Genomic DNA, 26,141 nt, shown 5'->3' with positions numbered 1-26,141 from the left:
TTCCAAATTTTATTAAACATGCTTTTCTTTGTTATCGTTCGGCTTAGCGTTAATCTTACTTATTCCTTATTTTATCCCACCAACTTTTATTTGCCGGCTTTTCGTTGCCATAGCCATAACCGTAGCCATAACCGTAGCCATAACCGTAGCCGTATCCATAGCCGTAATACCCACCCTTTTTGGTCTCAATATCGTTTACAACCAGGTAAACCTTGTTAATCTTGTTTGATGCTTTTAAATCATTAATGATATTAAGTTGTGACTTATAGGTATATGACTGCCTAACTACATACAGTGATAAGTCTACATACTTTTGCAGCAATAGGGCATCTGATACCAAACCTACCGGCGCACTATCAATAATAATGTAGTCAAAGCGCTTTTTCAGCTCCTCAAACATACGGTCTACCTTTTCTCCCATCAGCAATTCGGATGGGTTAGGCGGAATAGGACCTGCAGAAATTAAGAAGCAGTTTTCGTTAAAAAAGGTAGGTTTAATAATATCGTCTAATTGAATGTTATCAGAAATCAAATAATTGGTAAAGCCATGGTTGGGGTCTGCACCAATGCTTTGAGAAAGTTTTGGCTTTCTTAAATCCAATTCCATTAACAATACTTTTTTACCACCCAAAGCAAGCGCACTACCCACATTAAGCGATATAAAGGACTTACCTTCACCACTCATGCTTGAGGTTAAAAGCACTGTATTTTGTTTACCCATATTGAGCAGGAACTGCATATTGGTACGCAAAGACCTGAACTGTTCAGACAGCACATTGCGGGAGTTGTTAGTAACTACCAAGGACTCCATGCTGCTATTATTCCCAATTTCGCCAACAACTGGTACCGAAGTTCTTTTCTCGATATCCGATTTATTGGAAATTTTGATATTCAATGCTTCTAGTAAACTTAAAAATGCCCATGGCAAAGCTATACCTGCCAACAAGCCCATTAAATAAACAATTGATTTTTTAGGTTTTTCAGGAAAGAAATTACTTTTTGCGGGATCAACTATACGTGCTGTTGAAAGTGTTGATGTTTTTGAAATAGCTGTTTCTTCCCTTTTTTGTAACAGGAATAAATAAAGCTGCTCTTTCAAATTTTGCTGGCGTTGGTAATCCAGGAAAATGCGCTCTACTTTAGGCACTGATTTTAATTTGCCTGTAAAGTTCGAGTTCCGGCTGCGCAGTTCGTTACGGGTAACTTCAACACTTTTTTTGTAAAGCTGAAAGCTTTTCAGTAAGCTCTGACGGGCTGCTTCTATCTGGCTATCCAGATTTTGCAATACAGGGTTTGCATCTTTATATGATAAACTCAACTGATCGCGCTGCAATAAAAGCTCATTGTATTTACCAATTGCTTCGGCAAATACCGGATCCTGAACCGTTAATGAACTCGGAATAATGCGCTTACTGGCCGGGTTTTGTACAATCTTTTGAATATCGTCAATAACACTTAACAATACTTCCTGCTCACTTAACTTCTTTTCGTAGTCTGATGAACTTTGTACCAGTTGCTTTGACTGCTCGCTTACATCTGCCAGATTGTTCTGCTCTTTAAACTGCTCAAACTTACCTTCGATGCCTGAGAGGTCTTTTTCAACACCTGCCAGCCTTTTATCAATAAAAGCTAAAGTGCTGTCAGCAATCTGAACTTTATTCTCTTTATTTAACCGGATATAATAGTTCATCAGTCGCTGTAATATCAACTCTCCTTTTTTAGGGTTAGAATATTGCAGACTTAAATTAATGGTGGTACTTTTTTTATCGGATAGCTCAGCCAGCAGTTGCTTAGACAAAGCCTCCACTTTATTGTCTAATGATTCGATGTCAATCACATAACCGCGGGACTCTATTGGCTTACCCGGCTTAGGCATAAACACAATATCATATTGTTCTAAATGGATAGGCTGCCCAAACTTGATGTTCTCAAGGTCGACTCCATCCTTACGGTTGGTGAGGTGTAAGGCATTGCCTTTGATTTCCAAATCATAAGAACGTGGTAAAATGGTATCTTTTTTAGCTGTAACGCTAATGGTATAAGGTTGCTCGTCAGTAAGTTCAACAGAACCGATGAGGCCCTTGCGGTAAGAAGTCACATTCAGCTGCATGTCACTTACTACTTTTGCCATCACGCTTCTTGAGCTAATGATTTCAATTTCGTTATTAACATTATTCGGCATAGCGAAAATGTCCGAAAAGTCAAGCATGCTTGTTGATTTGCTCAACGGATTTGAGCTCTGATCATCAACAATGATCTTACTCTGAATAAGGTAGGTTGGTCTGGCATAGCGGGCGTACAAAAAAGCTATAGCCATACACACAATTACACTTAGCGCAAATACAAACTTATAATTATAAAATTTTACAATTACGCTTTTAATATCAAAGCTACTTTCCTGATCGCCCTTTTCTTGTATGGAATTTTCGTTATGGTTTGCCATAAATTAATTAATTCTTGAAAACAACACTATCAGTACTGACAACAGGGAACCGATAATGGTATAAGTACGTGCCTGTGTTACATCATTAGCCGCGGCTTTAGCTTTAGTTGGCTCAACGTAAACCACATCATTTTGGTGAAGGTAAAACGCAGGAGATGACATTACCTTACTGTTTTGTAAATTAAGCCGGTAAGGCATTTTGGTACCATCGGGGTTCTGGCGCAGCACCAGTACATTTTCTCTCTTGCCATAAATAGTTAAATCGCCGGCTACAGCAATTGCATCAAGTATACTTACCTTTTCGTTGGGCATAATATAAGCGCCCGGCCTTGCTACTTCGCCCGTAACGTTTACCCTGAAATTGGCATATCTTACAATTACTGTAGGGTTCTTTAAATCTTTTGATACCGCTGTACGGATTACATCAGTAGCCTCGCGGGTAGTATAACCGGCCACTTTTATTTTGCCTATTATTGGCATTTCAATATCACCGGCTTTATCAACCAAATAACCTGCGCTTATCTGCTGGTTGTAATTGTTAACACCAATAGTTGTACTGGTACTGGCACTGGCCACATTACCCAAATTAATCGCCTCTGTTGCTTTAGGATCAACAGTTTGAACGATGATGGTAATAATATCATCAACCTGTATTTTAGGCTCGATATATTCAGCATTGGTAATTGAACTCAATGCGCCCGAGTCGGGTATATCTTTAAAATATTTAACACGTTTTGCTGATGAACAGGAAAATAAGGTTGAAATCATTAAGGATAGCATCAAACTGAGCAATCCAAACTTTATGAGTGAAACTCTTTGCATGCAAAAAAAGTTGCAGTATTGCCATTAAAGCAACGCTTTGTTTTATTTATTAAGGTATAATCAATAATTCACGCTGTAAATATAAATATAATTAAAGTATTAATTACATTTATAACGTATACAACTATAAGAAAGTCATTTAGGCTTGCCCCATCGTTCCCCCAAAATTCATAGGGAAGCCGGGGTTTTCGTTCTGAACTTTGATATGACCGCTTATGGCTTCGTATTTTTCAATATTATCTGCTAAGGCTGCCAATAAGCGTTTTGCGTGTTCAGGGGTAAGGATAACACGGGATTTAACCTTTGCTTTAGGAACACCGGGCATAATGCGGATGAAATCCAATACGAACTCGGTGTTGGAGTGAGTGATGATGGCCAGGTTTGAATAAATTCCTTCGGCTATTTCTTCCGAAAGTTCAATATCCAGTTGATTTTCATTCTGTTCTTTCATCCTACTAAAATAAGTAAAGCCTTCCGTATATTACGGAAGGCTTTACGAAATTACAGAAATTATTAAAACTAAACTGCTGCTTCTTCTGTTTTAGACGCCATCAAACGGTCGAACTCTTCTTGTGAGCCTACACGGATGTTATCATAGATACGTAAACCAGTACCTGAAGGAATCAAGTGACCTACAATTACGTTCTCTTTCAGACCCAGCATATTGTCTTTCTTACCGGCAATGGCAGCCTCGTTCAACACTTTGGTGGTTTCCTGGAAGGATGCCGCCGAGATGAACGATTTGGTACCTAACGATGCACGGGTAATACCCTGCAACATCGGGCTTGAGGTAGCCGCAATGGCATCTCTCACTTCCACTGTTTTCTGATCCTTACGGCGCAGCATAGAGTTCTCATCGCGCAGTTTACGCAGTGATACAATCTGGCCTGCTTTCAGGTTATTAGAATCTCCCGGATCAACAACTACTTTCTTATCGAATATTTCGTCATTCTCCATCATGAAATCCCAGCTGTCAACAGCTTCTCTTTCCAGGAAGCGGGTATCGCCCGGATCCTCGATAGATACTTTCTGCATCATCTGGTGAACAATCACTTCGAAGTGCTTGTCGTTGATTTTCACACCTTGTAAACGGTAAACTTCCTGAATACCATTTACCAGATACTCTTGTACCGCAGCCGGGCCTTTAATGGCCAGGATATCGGCAGGAGAGATTGAACCGTCAGACAATGGCATACCGGCACGGATAAAGTCGTTATCCTGTACCAGGATGTGTTTAGATAATGGCACCAAGTATTTCTTCACTTGTCCGTCGCGGCTTTCGATAGTAATTTCGCGGTTACCACGTTTTACACCACCTAAAGTTACCACACCATCAATTTCGGTTACTACCGCAGGGTTTGATGGGTTACGTGCTTCGAATAACTCAGTTACACGTGGCAGACCACCGGTGATATCCCGAGTTTTACCGGTTGAACGAGGAATCTTGGCAATTACCTGTCCGGTTTGAATTTTCTCACCTTCATCTACCGCGATGTGTGCCCCTACCGGGATATTGTAACCTTTGATTACACCGGTACGGTCGGCAATTTGAATTACCGGGTTCTTGGTTTTATCGCGGGTATCAATAATTACTTTTTCGCGGTGACCGGTTTGCTCATCAGATTCCTCACGGAAAGTGATGCCTTCCAATACCGCTTCGAATTGAGCAACACCGGCAAACTCTGAAATTATTACCGCGTTGTACGGATCCCATGAACAGATACGGTCGCCTTTGGTAATCTTGCTACCATCTTTCACATACAGGTATGAACCGTATGGAATATTATTGGTCATGATTACCTTGTTGCTGCCTTCTTCTAAAATGCGGAACTCACCTGAACGACCCAGCACTACGTCTAAAGTACCGTCTTCAGCCGTTTCAAAAGGTACAGTACGTACGTTTTCAAACTCGATGATACCATTATAACGGGCACTGATTTGTGACTCAGCCGCAATGTTTGATGCAGTACCACCCACGTGGAATGTACGCAGGGTTAACTGTGTACCCGGCTCACCGATAGACTGTGCTGCAATTACACCTACTGCCTCACCACGCTGAACACGCTTGCCACTGGCCAGGTTACGGCCATAACACATGGCACATACACCGCGCTTGCTTTCGCAAGTTAACACCGAACGAATTTCGATACCTTCTAATGGAGAGTTCTCAATCGCTTTACCAATGTCTTCAGTAATGTCCTGTCCGGCAGATACCAGCAGTTCATTGGTGATAGGGTCATGCACATCGTGCAGCGAAGTACGGCCCAAAATACGGTCGTACAATGGCTCTACAATATCCTCGTTGTCTTTCAATGCTGTAGTAAAGATACCGCGTAAAGTACCGCAATCTTCTTCTCCTACAATCATATCCTGGGCAACGTCATGTAAACGACGGGTCAGGTAACCAGCATCAGCTGTTTTCAAAGCCGTATCCGCCAAACCTTTACGGGCACCGTGGGTAGAGATGAAATACTCTAATACCGACAGACCTTCTTTAAAGTTAGACAGAATCGGGTTCTCGATAATTTCACCGCCTGAACCTGATTTTTGAGGTTTCGCCATCAGACCACGCATACCGGCCAGCTGACGAATCTGCTCTTTAGAACCACGGGCACCTGAATCCAGCATCATGTAAACCGAGTTAAAGCCTTGGTTATCGTTAGACAGAATGTCCATTACGTTGGCTGTTAAACGGTTGTTGATACGGGTCCAGATATCAATGATCTGGTTGTAACGCTCGTTGTTGGTAATGAAACCCATGTTGTAGTTGTTCATTACTTCTTCAACTTCGTTAGATGCCTGCTGAATCAAATCTACCTTTTGTGCAGGAATGTTTACGTCTTGCAGGTTGAATGACAGACCACCACGGAATGCCATTTGGAAACCTAATTCCTTAATGTCATCCAAAAACTGTGCGGCACGGGCCATACCGGTAGTTTTAACTACCTCGCCAATAATGTCGCGCAGTGATTTTTTGGTCAGCAACTCGTTAATGTAACCTACTTCTTCAGGTACGTGCTGGTTAAACAGTACGCGGCCTACAGTAGTTTCGGTCAGTTTATTTACAATAGAGCCATCGCGCTCTTTAACGTTTACTTTTACTTTGATGAACGCATGCAGGTCAACTTTCTTCTCGTTGTAAGCAATAGTTACTTCCTCTGGAGAATAGAAAGACAGGCCTTCGCCTTTTACCACACGGGTTTCATCAGTCTTGCGGCCTTTAGTGATATAGTAAAGACCCAACACCATATCCTGAGATGGTACTGTAATAGGCGTACCATTGGCAGGGTTTAAGATGTTGTGTGAAGCCAACATCAGAATTTGGGCTTCCAGAATAGCAGCATTACCCAGTGGTACGTGCACCGCCATCTGGTCACCGTCAAAGTCGGCGTTGAATGCGGTACAGGTTAAGGGGTGCAATTGAATCGCTTTACCTTCAACCAGTTTAGGCTGGAAAGCCTGAATACCTAAACGGTGCAGCGTAGGTGCACGGTTCAATAATACAGGATGACCTTTCAGTACGTTTTCCAGAATGTCCCAAACCAGTGGGTCTTTACGGTCAACAATCTTTTTAGCCGATTTTACCGTTTTTACCACACCACGTTCAATCATTTTACGAATAATGAACGGTTTGAACAACTCGGCAGCCATATCCTTTGGTAAACCACACTCGTGCAGTTTCAGGTTAGGGCCAACAACAATTACTGAACGCGCTGAATAATCCACACGTTTACCTAACAAGTTTTGACGGAAACGGCCTTGTTTACCTTTCAAGATATCAGAAAGTGATTTCAGGGCGCGGTTACCTTCAGTTTTAACGGCGTTAACTTTACGTGAGTTATCAAATAATGAATCTACCGCTTCTTGTAACATACGTTTTTCGTTACGTAAGATTACTTCAGGAGCTTTGATTTCAATTAAGCGTTTTAAACGGTTGTTACGGATAATTACACGACGGTATAAGTCATTCAAATCCGAAGTTGCAAAACGGCCACCTTCCAATGGCACTAACGGACGCAACTCTGGCGGAATAACTGGAACGATCTTTACAATCATCCACTCCGGGTTGTTATCAATATGGCCTTGCGCATCGCGGAAGGCTTCAACTACCTGCAGGCGTTTCAGCGCTTCGTTTTTACGTTGCTGCGAAGTTTCGTTAGCCGCCTGGTGACGTAGATCGTAAGATAACTGGTCTAACTGCAGGCGTTTTAATAATTCTTCAAGTGCCTCAGCACCCATTTTAGCCACAAATTTTTGTGGATCTTTGTCATCCAGGTATTGGTTTTCTTTTGGTAAAGTATCCAACACATCCAGGTATTCTTCTTCTGTCAGGAAATCCATTTTTGAAATTCCGTCAGCTTCCTTAATACCAGGCTGAATAACTACATATCTTTCATAATAAATAATCAGGTCGAGCTTTTTGGTAGGTAAGCCCAGCAGGTAACCGATTTTGTTTGGCAAAGAACGGAAATACCAGATGTGTGCTACCGGAACCACCAGATTGATGTGGCCCATACGCTCACGACGTACTTTCTTCTCGGTTACTTCAACACCGCAACGGTCGCACACGATACCTTTGTAACGAATACGTTTGTATTTACCGCAATGGCATTCGTAATCCTTAACCGGACCGAAAATACGCTCGCAGAATAAACCATCACGCTCGGGTTTGTATGTCCGGTAGTTGATGGTTTCGGGTTTTAATACTTCGCCACTTGAACGCTCCAGAATGGACTCAGGTGAGGCCAAACTGATGGTAATGGTGGTAAAGTTACTTTTGATTTTATTATCCTTTTTGTAAGACATAGTTCTTTTTTAAATGATTTAGTGAATGAGTAACAGATATTTTCCATTTACTCTCCTTGCACATAGAAGTTAACAAAGGATTGAATGCCGGAGCATTCAATCCCTCACTAATCAATTTTTATTATTCTAAAGTGATATCCAAGCCTAAGCCGCGTAACTCATGAACCAATACGTTGAATGATTCTGGTACTGATGGTGTTGGCAGGTTTTCACCTTTAACGATAGCCTCGTAAGTTTTGGCACGACCAATAACGTCATCCGATTTCACAGTCAGGATTTCCTGAAGGATGTTAGCTGCACCGAATGCTTCCAGTGCCCAAACTTCCATCTCACCAAAACGCTGACCACCGAATTGAGCTTTACCACCCAATGGTTGTTGTGTAATCAGTGAGTACGGGCCGATTGAACGGGCGTGCATCTTATCATCAACCATGTGACCCAGTTTCAGCATATAGATAATACCTACTGTGGTTGGCTGGTCAAAGCGCTCACCGGTTAAGCCGTTATATAGGTAAGTACGACCGGTAGCCGGCAGACCTGCTTTCGCAATCCACTCTTCTACCTCGTCATAAGTAGCACCATCAAAAATCGGGGTTGCAAATTTTAAGCCCAATTCTTTACCGGCCCAACCCAATACGGTTTCGTAAATCTGGCCCAGGTTCATACGTGAAGGTACACCCAGTGGGTTCAACACAATATCAACCGGTGTTCCGTCCTCCAAGAATGGCATGTCCTCATCGCGAACGATGCGGGCAACAATACCTTTATTACCGTGACGGCCGGCCATTTTATCACCCACTTTCAGTTTACGCTTTTTAGCAATGTAAACCTTAGCCATTTGTACGATACCCGATGGCAGCTCATCACCCACACTGATAGCAAATTTATCACGGCGGTAAGCACCCAGTTCTTCGTTCAACTTAATGTTGTAGTTGTGCAGGGTAGTCTTAATCTGATCGTTCTTGTCATCATCAGTAGTCCACTTGGTTGGGTTGATGTTTTCGTAGTTCAACTCAGCCAAAGTTTTCTGCGTGAATTTCACACCTTTTGGTACCAGCAGCTCTTTGTAAACATTGTAGATACCTTGTGAAGTTTTACCATTCACAATTTCGAAAAGCTTATCAACCAAACGATTTTTCAGGTCGCGGTTGGCTTTTTCGTGGCGGGTATCCAGTTTCTCTAACTGTGCTTTTTCTTCAGCTTTTGAAGTCTTTTTAGCACGAGAGAATAATTTGGTATCAATTACTACACCGCTGATAGACGGTGGAGTTTTCAATGAAGCGTCTTTCACGTCGCCGGCTTTGTCACCAAAGATGGCACGTAACAGCTTCTCTTCCGGTGAAGGGTCAGACTCACCTTTAGGGGTAATCTTACCAATCAGGATGTCGCCTTCCTTAACCTCGGCACCTACACGGATGATACCGTCTTCGTCCAAGTCTTTAGTAGCTTCTTCAGATACGTTAGGGATATCCGGAGTCAGTTCCTCCTCACCACGTTTAGTGTCACGAACTTCAAGTTCGAACTCTTCAACGTGCAGTGAAGTAAAGATATCCTGAGATACTACGCGCTCAGAAATTACAATCGCATCCTCAAAATTATATCCCTGCCAAGGCATGAACGCAACTTTCAGGTTACGGCCTAAAGCCAGCTCACCATTTTGAGTAGCATAACCCTCGCACAGTACCTGACCTTTAGAAACACGCTCGCCTTTAATCACGATTGGTTTCAGGTTCATAGTGGTGCTCTGGTTAGTTTTCTTAAACTTAGTCAGGCGGTATTTCTTGGTATCCTCGTCAAAAGAGATCAAACGATCATCTTCGTTACGGTCATAACGGATATGGATTTCGTTAGCATCTACATACTCTACAACCCCATCGCCTTCAGCGTTGATCAGGGTACGAGAATCTTTTGCTACACGGCCTTCCAAACCGGTACCTACAATCGGCGCTTCAGGGCGCAGCAGTGGTACCGCCTGGCGTTGCATGTTCGAACCCATCAAGGCACGGTTAGCATCATCATGCTCCAGGAACGGAATCAGCGAAGCCGCAATAGAGGTAATCTGGTTCGGGGCAACGTCCATATAATCCAAACGCTCTGGTTCAATAACCGGGAAGTCACCTTCGAAACGTGCTTTCACACGTGCAGTATCAAACTGGCCATTGTCATCATACATAGCGTTAGCCTGTGCAATGGTTTTACCGTCTTCATCTTCTGCAGACAGGTAGATTACCGGCTCGTCGACAGCTACTTTACCTTCAACCACCCGTTTGTATGGGGTTTCGATAAAGCCTAAATTGTTAATCTTAGCATGAACACACAGTGATGAGATCAAACCAATGTTCGGACCTTCGGGAGTTTCGATGGTACACAAACGACCGTAGTGAGTGTAGTGAACGTCACGAACCTCGAAACCTGCACGCTCGCGCGACAGACCACCAGGGCCCAGGGCTGATAAACGACGCTTGTGCGTAATCTCGGCCAGTGGGTTGGTTTGGTCCATAAACTGAGACAGCTGATTGGTACCGAAGAACGAGTTGATTACTGAAGACAGCGTACGGGCATTGATCAAATCGGTTGGCGTGAACACCTCGTTGTCGCGGATGTTCATACGCTCGCGAATGGTACGGGCCATACGGGCTAAACCTACACCGAACTGTGCATACAACTGCTCGCCTACCGTACGTACACGACGGTTTGACAAGTGGTCGATATCATCCACCTCGGCCTTAGAGTTAATCAACTTGATTAAGTACTTTACGATGGCAATAATATCGGCCTTGGTTAACACCTTGGTATCATCCGAAGTATCCATCTTCAGCTTACGGTTGATGCGGTAACGACCCACATCACCCAAGTCATATCTCTTATCAGAGAAGAACAAACGGTCGATGATACCACGGGCAGTTTCCTCATCCGGTGGTTCAGCATTACGTAACTGACGATAGATGTGCTCTACCGCTTCTTTCTCTGAGTTTGAAGTATCTTTTTGTAAGGTATTATATATAATGGTATAATCACCGCTGGTAGATGCATCTTCCTTGTTCAGAATGATGGTTTTCACACCGGCGTCAATGATCATGTCAATATGGTCATCTTCCAAAACGGTTTCGCGCTCCAGGATGATTTCATTACGGTCAATAGATACCACTTCACCGGTATCTTCGTCCACAAAATCTTCCACCCATTTTTTAAGCACCCTTGCAGCAAGCTTACGGCCAATAAATTTCTTCAGGCCAGATTTGCTTACCTTTACTTCATCAGCCAATTCGAAAAGCTCCAAAATGTCTTTGTCAGAATCATAACCGATGGCACGCAGCAAGGTAGTAACCGGGAATTTCTTTTTACGGTCAATGTAAGCGTACATTACGTTGTTTACGTCTGTAGCAAACTCAATCCACGAACCTTTGAAAGGAATAACACGGGCTGAGTACAATTTAGTACCGTTGGTGTGGCGGCTTTGGCCAAAGAATACACCAGGTGAGCGGTGCAATTGCGATACAATAACACGCTCGGCGCCATTAATCACAAAAGTACCTTTAGGGGTCATGTAAGGGATGGTACCCAAGTACACGTCCTGTACGATGGTTTCAAAGTCTTCGTGCTCCTCATCGTTACAAGAGAGGCGAAGCTTTGCTTTTAATGGCACACTGTAAGTTAACCCACGCTCAATACATTCCTGTATATCATAACGCGGCGGGTCAATAAAGTAATCCAGAAACTCCAGAACAAAGATGTTCCTTGAGTCGGATATCGGAAAGTTCTCGGCGAATACTTTAAACAAACCCTCTTTGTGGCGGTTGTCTGAAGTGGTTTCTAATTGAAAAAATTCCTGGAAAGATTGCAACTGTACATCCAGAAAGTCAGGATAGTCAATGACGTGCCTGCTGGTTGCAAAGTTTACTCTTTGATCATTTTTGTTTGCCAAGGGAATATAGTTTTAATTGTATGAACAAACTTATTGGTAGATATGAGAAGTGAGATATTAGATTTAAGATTTACAAATTTATGAGTAAAACAACTGGATAATGTTGCCTCAATCTCATATCTCATATCTAACGTCTCAAATCTTCCGAAGGCTACAAGCCTATATAAACGACAATAGACCCCGACCTTTTTACGGGTCGGAGTCTTATGTGATGGGCGTTATTGAGATAAATTATTTAATCTCAACAACAGCTCCTGCTTCTTCTAATTGTTTTTTCAATGATTCAGCTTCTTCTTTAGTAACACCAGCTTTTAATTCTTTTGGTGCACCGTCAACTAAATCTTTAGCTTCTTTCAAACCTAAGCCGGTTAAATCTTTTACTAATTTAACTACTTGTAATTTAGCGCCACCTGCTTCTTTCAGGATAACGTCAAATGCAGTTTGAACTGCTTCAGCAGCAGGAGCATCACCGCCAGCGGCAGGAGCAGCAACAGCTACAGCTGCAGCAGCTGGTTCAATACCATACTCATCTTTCAGAATTTGAGCTAATTCGTTAACTTCTTTTACTGTTAAGTTTACTAACTGTTCAGCAAATGCTTTTAAATCCGCCATTGTATTTTAATTTTTTACTTTGCGTGTTGTTGTTTAATTCTCCGAGCTTTAAGGTGCCGGAATTAACCTTCTCTTTCTTGTAATGTTTTTACCAAACCTGCAATTGTAGTTCCGCCTGATTGTAAAGCAGAAAGTACGTTTTTAGCAGGAGATTGCAGCAAGCCGATGATATCGCCAACCAATTCTTCTTTCGATTTCAGGGTCAGTAATGCATCCAGCTGGCTGTCGCCAACAAATGCTGATGAATATACATACGCAGCTTTAAGTACTGGCTTGTCGCCTTTCTTTCTCAGCTCTTTAATCAACTTAGCCGGAGCTTTTGCTGACCTAGAGAACAGGATAGTTGAAGTACCTTTAAGTGTATCGTATATGGCACTGAAATCACCTTCTGCGGCTTCTAAAGCTTTTTCAATTAAGCTGTTTTTAGCCACCTGCATGGTGATATCGCTTTCAAAGCATTTACGGCGAATGTTGTTCACCTTTTCAACAGAAAGGTCTGCAGTATCAGTAATATAGAAATTACCATACTCGTTGATCTGCTCGGTAAGAGCACTAACCAGTTCGTATTTTTCTTCTTTATTCATGATTAGATCCCCGCTACTGATTTGGTTTCTACCTCGATGCCCGGAGACATGGTTGAAGAAACGTGAATGCTTTTGAAATATGTACCCTTAGCTGCTGATGGTTTTAACTTTGAAAGTGTTTGCAACACCTCTAAAGCGTTTTCATAAATTTGCTCAGGAGGGAAAGATACTTTACCTATTGAAGCATGAATGATACCGGTTTTGTCAACCTTAAAATCAATTTTACCAGCTTTAACCTCTTTTACAGCTTTACCTACTTCAGGAGTTACTGTACCAGATTTAGGGTTAGGCATCAGGTTACGCGGGCCTAAAATACGACCCAAACGACCTACCTTAGCCATTACGCTTGGCATAGTGATGATAATGTCAACATCAGTCCATCCGCCTTCTATTTTCGCAATATAATCGTCCAAACCTACGTAGTCTGCACCTGCGTCCTTTGCTTCCTGCTCTTTGTCAGGCGTACAAAGTACCAGCACGCGTACAGTCTTACCGGTTCCATGAGGCAGAGTAGCGATACCACGCACCATTTGATTGGCTTTACGCGGATCAACACCCAAACGAACATCAATATCTACCGAGGCATCAAATTTAGTGGTGGTAATTTCCTTCACTAAGGCAGATGCATCCTGCAGTGTGTACGCTTTGTTCGCCTCAATTTTGGAGAGTACTGCTTTTTGATTTTTTGTTAATCTAGCCACTGTCTTAAACTGATTTGAGTTAATTATTGGTTCCAGGGAGCAGTACCAGAAACGGTAATCCCCATACTGCGGGCAGTACCAGCTACCATTTTCATAGCTGATTCTACAGTAAATGCATTTAAGTCAGGCATTTTATCTTTAGCAATGGTTTCTACCTGCTCCCAATTTACATTGGCTACCTTTTTACGGTTGGGCTCAGCAGAACCACCTTTTAAACCTGAGGCCTCTAACAGCTGGATAGCTACCGGAGGGGTTTTAATGATAAAATCAAATGACTTGTCTGTGTACACGGTAATAACCACAGGTAATACTTTACCTGGTTTATCCTGAGTACGTGCATTAAACTGCTTGCAAAACTCCATGATGTTCACACCTTTTGCACCCAATGCAGGGCCAATTGGAGGAGATGGATTTGCAGCGCCGCCTTTAACTTGTAGTTTTACTAACGCACCGACTTCTTTTGCCATTGTTAATTAATTAATTGTATTAATGTTAGTAAGTGGAAGCTATCGTAACATTTTTTTGTACTGAACTATAAAAATTCAGCCCGCAAATATCGTTATTTAATTTGATATTTGCGGGCTGAATTTTAAATTTATTTTTTATTCCTTTTCTACCTGCATGTAGTTGAGTTCGAGGGGCGTTCGTCGGCCGAATATCTTTACCATTACCTTCAGCTTCTTCTTTTCCTCGTTTACTTCTTCTATCACGCCGCTGAAACCATTGAAGGGACCATCCATTACTTTTACGTTTTCGCCAACGTAATAAGGCACGTTCATGGTTTCGCCTTGTTCGGCCATTTCATCAACCTTGCCTAAAATGCGGTTCACTTCGGCCTGGCGCAGTGGGATGGCATTCCCGGCTTTATCGCCCAAAAAACCAATTACACTGTTGATGTTTTTTATCACGTGTTCCAGCTCTCCGTCAAGCGCTGCTTCCATCAGCACATAGCCCGGAAAGTAGTTACGCTCTTTGGCAATCTTCTTGCCATCGCGCATTTGATAGTATTTCTCAGTAGGGATAAGTACCTGCGGTACTAAATTAGAAATGCCCAAACGGTTAATTTCGGCATCAATATATTGCTTTACTTTTTTTTCTTTACCGCTTACGGCCCTTACCACATACCATTTTAACTGATCAGCCATTGTGTATCTTATACTGTTAAATTAGGTAAGTGAATTGTAAAACAACCTCAACACATAGCCAATTACCTGGTCCATACCGAAAATAACCAAAGCGATGATAATGGCAGCTACCAATACCAGCAACGCACTGCTTTGCAGCTCGCGCCAGGTTGGCCAGGTTACCTTCTCGGTCATTTCAACATACGACTCTCTGATGTATTGTGCTACTGAAGCCATTTTGCAAATTAATTAAGAGCACGGGAACAAGGATTCGAACCCTGATCAAAGGTTTTGGAGACCTCTATTCTACCGTTGAACTATTCCCGTGTGTAATTTAAAACAAAGCACTCAGCTGATGCTGAGTACTTTGTTTTGTATAATTAACCTATCCTTTTTTCCCTTGCGGGATTGAGGCAGGTTATTTTAAAATTTCAGTTACCTGACCTGCACCTACGGTACGACCACCTTCACGGATAGCGAAACGTAAGCCTTTTTCCATCGCGATAGGGTTGATTAATGACACAGTGATAGTAACGTTATCACCAGGCATAACCATTTCTACACCTTCGGCCAGTGAAATCTCACCAGTTACGTCAGTGGTACGGAAATAGAATTGAGGACGGTATTTGTTGAAGAATGGAGTGTGACGACCACCTTCAGCTTTTGATAATACGTAAACTTCGGCTTTGAAATCGGTGTGAGGAGTTACTGAACCTGGTTTACAGATAACCATACCACGGCGGATATCAGTTTTCTCAATACCACGTAACAATAAACCTACGTTGTCACCAGCTTCACCACGGTCAAGGATTTTGCGGAACATTTCCACACCTGTAACAGTAGATTTCAGGTTTTCAGCACCCATACCCAGGATATCAACCGGATCACCAGAGTTGATTACACCACGCTCAATACGACCGGTAGCTACAGTACCACGACCAGTGATTGAGAATACGTCTTCTACTGGCATCAGGAAAGGAAGATCAGTCAGACGTGGAGGGATTGGAATGTAGTTATCTACATTGTCCATCAGTTCCATAATCTTGTCAACCCATTTAGGCTCGCCATTCAGGCCACCTAAAGCTGAACCTTGGATAACTGGGATATCGTCGCCAGGGAATTCATAGAATGATAATAATTCACGAATTTCCATTTCAACTAATTCTAACAGCTCAGGATCATCAACCATGTCAACTTTGTTCATGAAAACAGTCAAAGCAGGTACACCTACCTGACGAGCTAACAGGATGTGCTCACGAGTTTGTGGCATTGGACCATCGGTAGCAGCAACTACCAGGATAGCACCGTCCATTTGTGCAGCACCAGTAACCATGTTCTTTACGTAGTCAGCGTGACCTGGACAGTCAACGTGAGCGTAGTGACGGTTAGCAGTTGAATACTCAACGTGTGCAGTGTTGATGGTGATACCACGCTCTTTTTCTTCAGGAGCTGAGTCGATTGAATCGAAAGAACGAGCTTCAGATAAACCTTTATCAGCCAATACTTTGGTGATGGCTGCGGTCAGGGTTGTTTTACCGTGGTCAACGTGACCGATAGTACCGATGTTTAAGTGCGGCTTACTGCGGTCAAACTTTTCTTTTGCCATGATTTATTTAATGTTTGTAGGTTAATTTACTCTTTAATGTTCGCTTAAAAAACGAGAGCCAACGAAGGGATTTGAACCCTTGGCCTCTTCCTTACCAAGGAAGTGCTCTACCCCTGAGCTACGTCGGCTTATTACTTTCATTTCGGATGTCAGATGTTTAATTTCGGGTGTTTCCGAAACCAACAACCAGCTACCCTTTATTCTTTTTATAAATCCGAAATCGAACATTCGAAATCCGGCTTATATTGAGCGGAAGACGAGGTTCGAACTCGCGACCTATAGCTTGGAAGGCTATCGCTCTACCAACTGAGCTACTTCCGCTTTTTTGCAAAACGAGTGAATTGGTGAATGAAACAATCAGTGAACATTTAATCACTCATTAACTCACTCAACAATTCACTCATTGCTGCGTTGTGGGGAGAGGAGGATTCGAACCTCCGAAGTCGTAAGACAGCAGATTTACAGTCTGATCCATTTGGCCGCTCTGGAATCTCCCCATCGGGATTTCGGATTTCGAATATTCAATTTCGGATTTAATTTAACATATTTCCCAAATCAAAATTCCGACATCCGAAATTTACCCTGAGCCTCCTATCGGGATCGAACCAATGACCTACTGATTACAAGTCAGTTGCTCTACCAGCTGAGCTAAGGAGGCTAATTTTATCTTTTTAAAGAACCGTTCCTTTAGGTGGTTTGCTTATGTAAGCGCCTTTCCGAAAGGGTTTGCAAATGTACACAAAAAACATCCCTTGCAAAATATTTTTAAAAAAAAATGGACGGAGCCTCTGCCCCGTCCATTTCAGCGATTTATTAATTTAATTTCTCTTAGAATTCGTCATCAGTAAGCAGCGCCACGTCTGCCTTTTTAGCTGCCTCAATACCAGCGTTTTGCTTTTGCTTGTACTTGGCAATTTGCTTTCTCAGTCCTTCAAGGGCCATATCAATACACTCTTCAAATGTTTTGCACTGGTGCTTGGCAAATAATTGTGTGCCGGGTAAATTTAATTTAATTTCTGCCCTTTTGTTGGCTTCATCTTCTACGTTTTCAACTTTCAGGTACACCTCGCCGCTAATAATCTTGTCATAAAACAGATCCAGCTTATCGGCTTTTTTTTGAATAAAATCTAACAACTTACGGTCTGCATCGAAATGGATTGATTGAACTGTGATTTTCATGAGTACTCCTTTTTTTAAGCCTTTGGGTGGGCTTGTTTATAAATAGACTTTAATCGCTCAACTGAATTATGGGTATAAATCTGGGTAGCGCTCAAATTGGCATGGCCCAGCAGGTCTTTGATGGCATTCAGGTCGGCGCCCTTATTCAGCAGTGCAGTAGCGAAGGTATGCCTTAGCACATGCGGGCTTTTTTTATCCTGGGTTGATATATATGACAAATATTTATGCACAATCAGATAAATAAATTTTGAATAAGTAACAGCTCCTTTATTTGTAACGATGAGGCTTAATGATTTGTTATCAAAAATTTCATTTCTTTTTAACAACAGATAGTTTTGCAGGGTGGCAATTAACTCTTTGTTAAGCGGAATGATGCGCTGCTTATTGCGCTTGCCCAACACTTTAATGGTTTGCTCGTAGGCATTATAATCAGCTTCCTGAAGGCCCACCAGTTCCGCCAGGCGTATACCGGTACCAAACAGAAGCTCAATAATGAGTTTATCACGCTGCCCTGCAAAATCAGGTGTGAATATGGCAGCGCTATCCAGCATCTGTGTTAGCGGCTCGGTATCAACCACGGTTGGCAGCTGCTTACTCAATTTGGGGGCTTGTACTTTGGCCGCCGGGTTGGCAGGCAGTAGTTGCTCCTGCACCAGAAATTTAAAATACTTGCGGAGGGTTGCCAGCTTACGGGCAACGGTACGTGCGGTTACCTGCTTATCCATTAATGTCACCATCCAACCACGAATGTGATGATGTGTAACTTCTTCAGTGGCTATCCTCTCTGGATAAGCGGTTTCGAGAAAAGAATAAAATTGCAGAAGGTCAGACTCATAGGCAGAAACGGTATGAGCAGACGAGCGTTTTTCGAATTTGAGGTACTGTGTAAAACGCGCTATAAACATAAAAAACTATTTGTAAAATCAACCGGGAGGATGAAGTTACAAATAGTTTTATTATATAAATAGAAAATAAAAAACTTTCAGCTTACAGGGTGTCCTGGTTCAAAGTCTGTTTGTAAATGGCGTGTTTCACCACATTGCGGCGGGCCACTGACTTTTTCTCGAAAGCCTGACGGCTACGGAGTTCTCTTAACACACCGGTTTTTTCAAATTTCTTTTTGAAGCGTTTTAACGCTTTGTCTAATGATTCGCCTTCTTTTACGTTAATGATAATCATACCTTATTTACATACCTCCTTTCAGGGACGTCAAAGGTAAACATAAGTTTTTGATTCTGAAAAAGTTTTTAAATAATGTGCAGCTGATCATTACGTTGCTGCAACATAGGTATTTATTCCTTTTTATATAAAACCAATAGCAACAAAACCCTTATTTCTATACTCCTAAATAATTGTATTTTTGCCGTTCAACATTTTTTTACATAAAGTACAGAACATTACATTATGAGTCAGCGCACAAAAATTAAGGCAATTTTGGACAATACGCCGACCGATACACAAGTAACGGTTAAGGGCTGGGTACGCACTTTTAGGAACAACCAGTTTATTGCTTTAAATGATGGCTCAACCAATCAGAACTTACAGGTAGTAGTTGACTTCGAAAATACCGATGCTGAATTACTGAAACGCATTACTACCGGCGCAGCCATTAGCGCAACTGGTATGCTGGTGGCCTCGCTGGGCAAAGGCCAAAGCGTTGAGGTTAAAGCCACTGCAATTGAAGTATTAGGCGATAGCGACCCCGAAAAATATCCGTTGCAGCCTAAAAAGCATAGTCTGGAGTTTTTACGCGAAATTGCACACCTTCGTTTTCGTACGCAAACCTTTGGCGCCATCTTTAGGGTGCGCAACAGCTTGGCGTTTGCGGTACACCAGTTTTTTCAGGAACGCGGCTTTGTATATTTACATACACCGGTAATTACGGCTTCTGATGCAGAAGGCGCAGGCGAAGCGTTTAAAGTAACCAACTTTGATTTGGCCAACCCGCCCAAAACAGAAACCGGCGAGATTGATTATAAGCAAGACTTTTTTGGCAAAGCCACCAACCTTACCGTATCCGGCCAGTTAGAGGGCGAACTGGGTGCGATGGCCTTGAGCGATATTTACACATTCGGCCCTACCTTCCGAGCAGAAAACTCCAACACTACCCGCCACCTGGCTGAGTTTTGGATGATTGAGCCGGAAATGGCGTTCTATGACCTGGATGATAACATGGATTTAGCTGAGGCTTTGCTAAAGTACACCATCAATTACGCCTTAGAAAAAAATGTTGATGATCTGGCTTTCCTTAGCCAGCGTTTGCAGGAAGAAGAAAAAAGCAAACCGCAGAACGAGCGCTCAGAGATGAGCCTGCTGGAAAAACTGCAGTTTTGCCTCAACAATGATTTTGAACGTTTAACTTATACCCAGGCTATTGAGGTATTAAAAGATTCAACACCGAATAAAAAGAAGAAATTCCAGTACCTGATTGAAGGCTGGGGTGCCGATTTGCAATCGGAGCACGAGCGTTACCTGGTAGAGAAGCATTTTAAAAAGCCGGTAATTTTAACCGATTATCCAAAAGACATCAAAGCCTTTTACATGCGCCAGAATGATGACGGAAAAACCGTACGAGCTATGGATATTCTATTCCCCGGCATTGGCGAAATTGTGGGCGGTTCGCAGCGCGAGGAACGCCTGGATAGATTAGAGCAGCGTATGGATGAAATGGGTATACCGAAAGAGGAATTATGGTGGTATTTGGATACCCGCCGCTTCGGTGCTTGTCCGCACGCCGGTTTTGGTTTAGGGTTTGAACGCTTAGTCCTTTTTGTAACGGGCATGGGGAATATCAGGGATGTGATACCCTTCCCGAGGTTTCCTAAGAACGCAGAATTTTAACATACAGGCCCTTCAAACTGAAGGGCCTTTTTAATTCATCACAATTTAATTGATCATGCCATTAAATTAACTAATTACTTAGTTATATATTTGAACTATGATTAAATACCTGCTTTTGTTCCTATTATTACCATTTGCTGGTTTGGGCCAAATTATGTTGTCAGGCAAGGTAATTAATAGTAAAGATAACTCTCCCGTTAGTGATGTAAGCATTTATATTAACAACACAACTTTAGGAACAAAAACCAATACTAACGGCAACTTCGAATTAAAGCTTAATCAGCCCGGCCAGTATGAAATTATTATATCGGCTATAGGTTTTGAGCGGTATTCGGGCACCTTTATAGTTACCCAAAATACTACATTAGCCCCTATTCTACTTACCGAAAAAACAACCGAGTTAGCGGTGGTAACTATCAAGCCGGATGCCAATTGGGAAAGGTACTACGCCATATTTAAGCAAGATTTTTTGGGCAGCAGTGACGAAGCAAAAGATTGCAGGATACTCAACCCTGATATTTTAAGTTTTGATTATGACGCTGCCAAACGGGAACTTACCGGCTCTTCCCCCGATTACTTGATTGTTGAAAATAAAGCGTTAGGGTATCGCCTGCGTTACCAGGTAAGCAGCTATGGCAGAGAATACAAAACCCATATTGTGTACTACGAAGGCACAGCCCTCTTCGAAGAACTAACGGGCACTGCTCCGCAAAAGCGCAGGTGGGAAAAGAACCGCTTAAAAGCTTACCTGGGTTCAAGTATGCATTTTTTGAGAAGTGTTATTGCTGCGCAGCCCGATGTGGAAGGATTCAGAGTAATGCGCCTCATCAGGCCGGCAGCTACGCCCGAAGTTCCGCGCCCTACACAGATGCTGGTAAGTACTCCGCTGGATGTAAACGATTATACCAGGCGTACCGACCAAAGGGGAATTTTTGCATTAAAGTTTAAAGATTACCTGTACATTATGTACACTAAAAAGCATGATTACAATAATGCTTATAAAATAAGCGATGATCAAAAAGACGCTAACCACCCGGTAACCATCATTAACTTCACTGATGACCATACCTTGTTTGACAGTAACGGCATTATCATGACTCCCCGTACCCTGCTATTTGAAGGCGTATGGGGCAGAACAGGCGTAGCAGCACTGTTGCCGGTAAATTATGCGCCAACAGAAAAGCCATAAAAAAAGGAGCTATCTTATTTTAACAGCTCCTTTTTAAAATATAGTTGATCGTTTCTATTACTCATTAGAGTCAATCAGTACCACTTTAATGGTTGTATTTCCAGGGTTATCGATGGTTCCATTACCACTATAACTTTGCGCACCAATAATCAATTTCCCTACAGTATGTTCGTAGCTATAAGATACTCCCTGATATACTTCGGGGAGTTGCTCAAAGGTAGCACCGTTATCATAAGAGATATAAACAAGTACTCCGCCATGAGAATTGAAATAGTTGTCTATTTCTGGTATTTTTAATGTGGTAGCAAAATTTTTCCCAGCGTCACTGGTTACCCAACTGCTATTGGTGGTAGTGAATTGCAGCGTTTTATTGTTATTGGTATCGTAATACTCTTTTTTAACGCAAGATGAGGCTGCAAACATCAGTACAGCACAACATAGGATAGATAAAATTCTTTTCACGTTTATAAAGTTTTGTTTTTGTATGATTGCAGTAAGCACCTAAAGGTTTAACGCCTGCTGCATTTTTATTAAGACGATACCAAACGAAAAAAGGCTGCATGTTACATGCAGCCTTTTTCAATTTATTTGTCAGTGAAATTATTTCGCTTCCTTTTCCTCCGGTGCTTTGTCTTCACCTTCGCGTTTACGGGCAGTTACTTTCATTTCGTTGGCTTCTTTATCAAAGTCTACTTCCATAATGTCACCTTCTGCCAGTTCACCTTTCAGAATTTCTTCTGCAATCGGATCTTCCAGGTATTTCTGGATAGCGCGTTTCAGTGGACGGGCACCGAAGTTTTGGTCGTAACCACGCTCGGCAATTACTTCCTTGGCATTATCAGTCAGCTCGATAGAATAACCCAGTGAATTGATACGGCCAAACAGTGATTTCAGCTCGATATCGATAATTTGGAAAATGTCCTCTTTGGTTAAAGAGTTAAACACAATCACATCATCCACACGGTTCAAAAATTCAGGAGCAAAAGCACGTTTCAATGCATTTTCAATCACGCCTCTGGAGTGCGCATCAGCCTGATTCAGTTTGGCAGCAGTATTGAACCCTACACCCTGACCAAAATCTTTCAACTGGCGTGCACCAATGTTAGAGGTCATGATGATGATGGTGTTCCTGAAATCTACCTTGCGGCCCAATGAATCGGTTAACTGACCTTCATCCAATACCTGCAGCAGGATGTTGAATACATCCGGGTGAGCTTTTTCAATCTCATCCAGCAATACTACAGCATATGGCTTACGACGCACTTTCTCAGTCAGCTGTCCGCCTTCTTCGTAACCTACGTAGCCCGGAGGCGCACCTACTAAACGAGACACAGCAAATTTCTCCATGTACTCGCTCATATCAATCTGGATCAAGGCATCCTCTGTATCAAACATAAAGCGGGCTAATTCTTTAGCTAACTCTGTTTTACCTACACCGGTAGGGCCTAAGAAGATGAACGAACCAATTGGCTTTTTAGGATCTTTCAAGCCGGCACGGGTACGTTGTATAGCTTTCGCTAATTTCTTCACCGCATCATCCTGACCAATGATTTTGCCTTTGATCTTTTCGCCCATGTTCAGCAGCTTCTGGCTGTCGGCCTGGCCTACTTTCTGTACCGGTATACCGGTCATCATGGCTACTACCTCGGCAACGTTATCTTCTGATACCGTATAACGTTTCGATTTGGTTTCAGCTTCCCAGCTGGCCTTGGCTTGCTCCAGTTCTTCTAACAGGTGCTTTTCAGTATCACGCAGCTTGGCAGCTTCTTCGTATTTCTGGCTGCGCACTACACGGTTCTTTTCAATCTTAATCTGCTCAATCTTTTGTTCAATATCCAAAATGTTTTGAGGCACATGAATATTGGTTAAGTGAACGCGCGAACCGGCTTCGTCTAAAGCATCAATAGCCTTATCTGGTAAAAAGCGATCGGTAATATAACGAGAGGTTAAGTTTACGCAGGCCTTAATCGCTTCTTCGGTATAAGTAACACCGTGGTGCTCCTCATATTTTTCTTTGATGCGGTTTAAAATCTCAATAGTTTCGTCAATAGAGGCCGGCTCTACCATTACCTTTTGGAAACGACGGTCTAAAGCGCCATCTTTTTCAATATACTGACGATACTCGTCTAAAGTAGTAGCGCCAATGCACTGAATTTCTCCACGGGCCAAAGCAGGTTTAAACATGTTTGAAGCATCCAGTGAACCTGATGCACCGCCAGCGCCTACAATGGTATGAATCTCATCAATGAACAGAATTACATCCGGAGATTTTTCCAGCTCATTCATTACAGCCTTCATTCGCTCTTCAAACTGACCGCGGTATTTGGTACCGGCCACCAGTGAAGCCAGGTCTAAAGTAACTACACGTTTGTTGAACAATACGCGCGATACCTTGCGCTGCACAATGCGCAGTGCCAAACCTTCAGCAATGGCTGATTTACCCACACCCGGCTCACCAATCAGAATCGGATTGTTCTTTTTACGGCGAGACAGGATTTGAGACACACGCTCAATTTCTTTTTCGCGGCCTACAATCGGGTCAAGTTTGCCCTCTTCGGCAGCTTTGGTTAAATCGCGGCCAAAGTTGTCTAATACCGGAGTTTTCGATTTGATGTCAGATACCTTTTTAGGCTGGCTGAAAGAATCGTCCTCCTTGTAGTCGTCCTCTCCTCCGGTTGATGATCCCGGCATCTCGTCGGTAATATTGTTCTTGTGCGATTCAACTTCGTGTTTAAACACATCGTAGTTAACGTTGAACTGCATCAATAATTGAGAGGCAATGTTATCCTCATCGCGTAAAATAGACAGCAGCAAGTGCTCGGTGCCAATAATATCGCTTTTAAATATTTTTGCTTCCAGGTAAGTAATCTTTAATACTTTTTCTGCTTGTTTGGTCAGTGGTATACTGCCAATATGAACATTAGTGCCGCTGGTGCCTTTTACAGCATCCTCAACAGCGCGGCGCAATTTGGCTGTATCAACATTTAAGCCTTTTAATAACTTAATTGCTATACCATCGCCATCACGGATCAAACCCAGCAGCAGGTGTTCCGTACCAATGTAGTCATGTCCGAGGCGCAATGCCTCTTCCCTGCTGTAGGAAATGACATCTTTTACTCGTGGCGAAAATTTAGCTTCCATATAATACCTTTCAAAAATTTGGTGAGTTTCTGCTTACGGCTTGTGGCAGTTTACAGATGGTATACAAGTATTAACAACAATACTGCCAATGTGGGCACTTGCTGCCTCAAACGCAGTAATTATTTTGCAATCTATTAAACATTGCGAAATTTCAAATATTTGGGGCGAAATAAAATTACTTAACGCCTTTTTAACACACTTACGTATCTTAATGTATAGCAGTTTGATAGATATTTTGATTACAAGTTTAATGCCTCACTGTCATTAATTTTCTACACTGCAATTATTGCAGTTACTTGCTCCACATCCTGCCATCCCGTCAGCCACAATAATGATACGTGGTATATCAAACCTAACAAGCACACGTTGGTTGTTTGATGAAATTTAGTGTGATGAGATTCAAGAATAAAATCTGTTTGGTTAGCGGCGGTACATCCGGCATCGGGCGGGCAGCGGCCGAGCAGTTTGGCCGCGAAGGCGGAACTGTGATTGTGGTAGGCCGCAAGCCCGAAGAAGGCGATGCTGTTGTTAAAACTATCGAGGCTGCCGGTGCAGAAGCCTTGTTTATTCAAACTGATATTGGTGATCCGGCCCAGATTGAACAATGCGTAAAAACCATAATTGATAAATATGGCCGCATTGACATAGTTGTAAATGATGCTGCCATGATGACCTTTACCCCTATTGTAGACTTAAGCATTGAAGATTGGGATAAAGTAATGCATGTGAACCTGCGTTCTATATTTTTATTCTGCAAATACGCTCTGCCTCATATGCATGGAGGGGCTATTGTAAATTTAAGCTCGGTACACGCCCACCAAACTACACCAAATGTGCTGCCCTACGCTGCAACTAAAGGTGCCATTGAAGCATTTACCCGTGGTTTATGCCTGGAGTATCCTTCCACCCAAGCACGCTTTAACTGCGTAGCACCTGGTGCCGTAGATACCCCCATGTTATGGGACAACCCCAATATTAAAGACGGTAAAGAAAAAATTCAGGGTGCTATTGGCAAGCCGGAAAACCTGGCTGCAGCCATTTGTTTCCTGGCTTCTGATGATGCCGCATATATTAATGGCACTACCTTAGTAGTAGATGGTGGTCGCCTTGATATTTTGTAAGTATATACATCCCATTTATTTCCGTTAATAAACATTAAATAAAGGAG

The 26,141-nt window shown here is 42.5% G+C and carries 20 protein-coding genes and 5 tRNA genes; 3 read left to right on the top strand and 22 right to left on the bottom strand.

Annotated elements, in window-relative coordinates; translation table 11 throughout:
* Positions 1-55: 55 nt before the first annotated feature.
* The 20 genes from ACYVNW_RS18060 to rpsU form a co-directional block, all read right to left on the bottom strand.
* On the bottom strand, positions 56-2,443 hold the full coding sequence (locus tag ACYVNW_RS18060) for a GumC family protein (protein ID WP_460681311.1): 2,388 nt from the start codon (positions 2,441-2,443) through the stop codon (positions 56-58).
* 3 nt (positions 2,444-2,446) lie between these two features.
* Positions 2,447-3,211 (bottom strand): polysaccharide biosynthesis/export family protein, encoded by a 765-nt coding sequence (locus tag ACYVNW_RS18055; RefSeq protein WP_460681310.1) that lies wholly within the window; start codon positions 3,209-3,211, stop codon positions 2,447-2,449.
* A 193-nt stretch (positions 3,212-3,404) separates the two neighbouring features.
* Entirely contained in the window at positions 3,405-3,716 is a 312-nt protein-coding gene (locus ACYVNW_RS18050) for a DUF3467 domain-containing protein (protein WP_460681309.1), read from the bottom strand.
* A 68-nt stretch (positions 3,717-3,784) separates the two neighbouring features.
* Positions 3,785-8,071, bottom strand: a complete 4,287-nt coding sequence (gene rpoC / locus ACYVNW_RS18045; protein WP_460681308.1) for a DNA-directed RNA polymerase subunit beta' — start codon at positions 8,069-8,071, stop codon at positions 3,785-3,787.
* A gap of 121 nt (positions 8,072-8,192) precedes the next feature.
* The gene (gene rpoB / locus ACYVNW_RS18040; protein WP_460681307.1) at positions 8,193-11,996 is read right to left on the bottom strand and encodes a DNA-directed RNA polymerase subunit beta; all 3,804 of its coding nucleotides are present in this window, start codon (positions 11,994-11,996) and stop codon (positions 8,193-8,195) included.
* A gap of 231 nt (positions 11,997-12,227) precedes the next feature.
* On the bottom strand, positions 12,228-12,608 hold the full coding sequence (gene rplL, locus ACYVNW_RS18035) for a 50S ribosomal protein L7/L12 (RefSeq protein WP_460681306.1): 381 nt from the start codon (positions 12,606-12,608) through the stop codon (positions 12,228-12,230).
* A gap of 62 nt (positions 12,609-12,670) precedes the next feature.
* On the bottom strand, positions 12,671-13,192 hold the full coding sequence (gene rplJ / locus ACYVNW_RS18030) for a 50S ribosomal protein L10 (protein ID WP_460681305.1): 522 nt from the start codon (positions 13,190-13,192) through the stop codon (positions 12,671-12,673).
* A 2-nt stretch (positions 13,193-13,194) separates the two neighbouring features.
* The gene (gene rplA, locus ACYVNW_RS18025) at positions 13,195-13,893 is read right to left on the bottom strand and encodes a 50S ribosomal protein L1 (protein ID WP_460681304.1); all 699 of its coding nucleotides are present in this window, start codon (positions 13,891-13,893) and stop codon (positions 13,195-13,197) included.
* 23 nt (positions 13,894-13,916) lie between these two features.
* A complete protein-coding gene (rplK, locus tag ACYVNW_RS18020) occupies positions 13,917-14,360 on the bottom strand; it encodes a 50S ribosomal protein L11 (protein WP_158824924.1) in 444 nt (147 codons plus the stop codon).
* A gap of 135 nt (positions 14,361-14,495) precedes the next feature.
* Positions 14,496-15,038 carry a transcription termination/antitermination protein NusG gene (gene nusG, locus ACYVNW_RS18015; RefSeq protein ID WP_460681303.1) on the bottom strand — a complete coding sequence of 181 codons (543 nt, stop codon included), beginning with the start codon at positions 15,036-15,038 and terminating at the stop codon, positions 14,496-14,498.
* A 21-nt stretch (positions 15,039-15,059) separates the two neighbouring features.
* Positions 15,060-15,254: a preprotein translocase subunit SecE gene (gene secE / locus ACYVNW_RS18010; RefSeq protein ID WP_460681302.1), complete on the bottom strand. Its 195-nt coding sequence runs from the start codon at positions 15,252-15,254 to the stop codon at positions 15,060-15,062.
* Between the two features lie 19 nt (positions 15,255-15,273).
* Positions 15,274-15,344 (bottom strand) — tRNA-Trp (locus ACYVNW_RS18005).
* A 91-nt stretch (positions 15,345-15,435) separates the two neighbouring features.
* A complete protein-coding gene (gene tuf / locus ACYVNW_RS18000) occupies positions 15,436-16,623 on the bottom strand; it encodes an elongation factor Tu (protein WP_460681301.1) in 1,188 nt (395 codons plus the stop codon).
* A 56-nt stretch (positions 16,624-16,679) separates the two neighbouring features.
* Positions 16,680-16,751 (bottom strand) — tRNA-Thr (locus ACYVNW_RS17995).
* 120 nt (positions 16,752-16,871) lie between these two features.
* Positions 16,872-16,944: transfer RNA gene (locus ACYVNW_RS17990), tRNA-Gly, on the bottom strand.
* A 93-nt stretch (positions 16,945-17,037) separates the two neighbouring features.
* Positions 17,038-17,120 (bottom strand) — tRNA-Tyr (locus tag ACYVNW_RS17985).
* 88 nt (positions 17,121-17,208) lie between these two features.
* Positions 17,209-17,281: transfer RNA gene (locus ACYVNW_RS17980), tRNA-Thr, on the bottom strand.
* Positions 17,282-17,451: 170 nt separating this feature from the next.
* Positions 17,452-17,802 carry a ribosome hibernation-promoting factor, HPF/YfiA family gene (gene hpf, locus ACYVNW_RS17975; RefSeq protein ID WP_460681300.1) on the bottom strand — a complete coding sequence of 117 codons (351 nt, stop codon included), beginning with the start codon at positions 17,800-17,802 and terminating at the stop codon, positions 17,452-17,454.
* Between the two features lie 14 nt (positions 17,803-17,816).
* Positions 17,817-18,707, bottom strand: a complete 891-nt coding sequence (locus tag ACYVNW_RS17970) for a tyrosine-type recombinase/integrase (RefSeq protein ID WP_460681299.1) — start codon at positions 18,705-18,707, stop codon at positions 17,817-17,819.
* Between the two features lie 82 nt (positions 18,708-18,789).
* Positions 18,790-18,981 (bottom strand): 30S ribosomal protein S21, encoded by a 192-nt coding sequence (rpsU, locus tag ACYVNW_RS17965; protein ID WP_460681298.1) that lies wholly within the window; start codon positions 18,979-18,981, stop codon positions 18,790-18,792.
* Between the two features lie 225 nt (positions 18,982-19,206).
* Here rpsU and asnS point away from each other — a divergent pair, with 225 nt between their 5' ends.
* Positions 19,207-20,643, top strand: a complete 1,437-nt coding sequence (gene asnS / locus ACYVNW_RS17960) for an asparagine--tRNA ligase (protein ID WP_460681297.1) — start codon at positions 19,207-19,209, stop codon at positions 20,641-20,643.
* A 97-nt stretch (positions 20,644-20,740) separates the two neighbouring features.
* Positions 20,741-21,832: a carboxypeptidase-like regulatory domain-containing protein gene (locus ACYVNW_RS17955; RefSeq protein WP_460681296.1), complete on the top strand. Its 1,092-nt coding sequence runs from the start codon at positions 20,741-20,743 to the stop codon at positions 21,830-21,832.
* Between the two features lie 57 nt (positions 21,833-21,889).
* Here the strand turns inward: ACYVNW_RS17955 and ACYVNW_RS17950 are convergent, their stop codons facing one another.
* Complete coding sequence (locus ACYVNW_RS17950) at positions 21,890-22,294, bottom strand: hypothetical protein (RefSeq protein ID WP_460681295.1); 405 nt, start codon at positions 22,292-22,294, stop codon at positions 21,890-21,892.
* A 138-nt stretch (positions 22,295-22,432) separates the two neighbouring features.
* Positions 22,433-24,973, bottom strand: coding sequence for an ATP-dependent Clp protease ATP-binding subunit (locus ACYVNW_RS17945; protein WP_460681294.1), 2,541 nt, complete (start codon positions 24,971-24,973; stop codon positions 22,433-22,435).
* A gap of 392 nt (positions 24,974-25,365) precedes the next feature.
* Between ACYVNW_RS17945 and ACYVNW_RS17940 the strand changes: the two genes are divergently transcribed.
* A complete protein-coding gene (locus ACYVNW_RS17940; RefSeq protein ID WP_460681293.1) occupies positions 25,366-26,094 on the top strand; it encodes an SDR family NAD(P)-dependent oxidoreductase in 729 nt (242 codons plus the stop codon).
* Positions 26,095-26,141: the final 47 nt, after the last annotated feature.

Source organism: Mucilaginibacter koreensis, assembly GCF_054783355.1.
This window is presented reverse-complemented; position numbering and strand designations above follow the sequence as displayed.

Coding starts and splice junctions, on each gene's coding strand:
- ACYVNW_RS18060 (WP_460681311.1), bottom strand. CDS start 2,443: ATGGCAAACCATAACGAAAATTCCATACAAGAAAAGGGCGATCAGGAA.
- ACYVNW_RS18055 (WP_460681310.1), bottom strand. CDS start 3,211: ATGATTTCAACCTTATTTTCCTGTTCATCAGCAAAACGTGTTAAATAT.
- ACYVNW_RS18050 (WP_460681309.1), bottom strand. CDS start 3,716: ATGAAAGAACAGAATGAAAATCAACTGGATATTGAACTTTCGGAAGAA.
- rpoC (WP_460681308.1), bottom strand. CDS start 8,071: ATGTCTTACAAAAAGGATAATAAAATCAAAAGTAACTTTACCACCATT.
- rplL (WP_460681306.1), bottom strand. CDS start 12,608: ATGGCGGATTTAAAAGCATTTGCTGAACAGTTAGTAAACTTAACAGTA.
- rplJ (WP_460681305.1), bottom strand. CDS start 13,192: ATGAATAAAGAAGAAAAATACGAACTGGTTAGTGCTCTTACCGAGCAG.
- rplK (WP_158824924.1), bottom strand. CDS start 14,360: ATGGCAAAAGAAGTCGGTGCGTTAGTAAAACTACAAGTTAAAGGCGGC.
- nusG (WP_460681303.1), bottom strand. CDS start 15,038: ATGGCTGATCAGTTAAAATGGTATGTGGTAAGGGCCGTAAGCGGTAAA.
- secE (WP_460681302.1), bottom strand. CDS start 15,254: ATGGCTTCAGTAGCACAATACATCAGAGAGTCGTATGTTGAAATGACC.
- tuf (WP_460681301.1), bottom strand. CDS start 16,623: ATGGCAAAAGAAAAGTTTGACCGCAGTAAGCCGCACTTAAACATCGGT.
- hpf (WP_460681300.1), bottom strand. CDS start 17,802: ATGAAAATCACAGTTCAATCAATCCATTTCGATGCAGACCGTAAGTTG.
- ACYVNW_RS17970 (WP_460681299.1), bottom strand. CDS start 18,707: ATGTTTATAGCGCGTTTTACACAGTACCTCAAATTCGAAAAACGCTCG.
- rpsU (WP_460681298.1), bottom strand. CDS start 18,981: ATGATTATCATTAACGTAAAAGAAGGCGAATCATTAGACAAAGCGTTA.
- asnS (WP_460681297.1), top strand. CDS start 19,207: ATGAGTCAGCGCACAAAAATTAAGGCAATTTTGGACAATACGCCGACC.
- ACYVNW_RS17955 (WP_460681296.1), top strand. CDS start 20,741: ATGATTAAATACCTGCTTTTGTTCCTATTATTACCATTTGCTGGTTTG.
- ACYVNW_RS17945 (WP_460681294.1), bottom strand. CDS start 24,973: ATGGAAGCTAAATTTTCGCCACGAGTAAAAGATGTCATTTCCTACAGC.
- ACYVNW_RS17940 (WP_460681293.1), top strand. CDS start 25,366: ATGAGATTCAAGAATAAAATCTGTTTGGTTAGCGGCGGTACATCCGGC.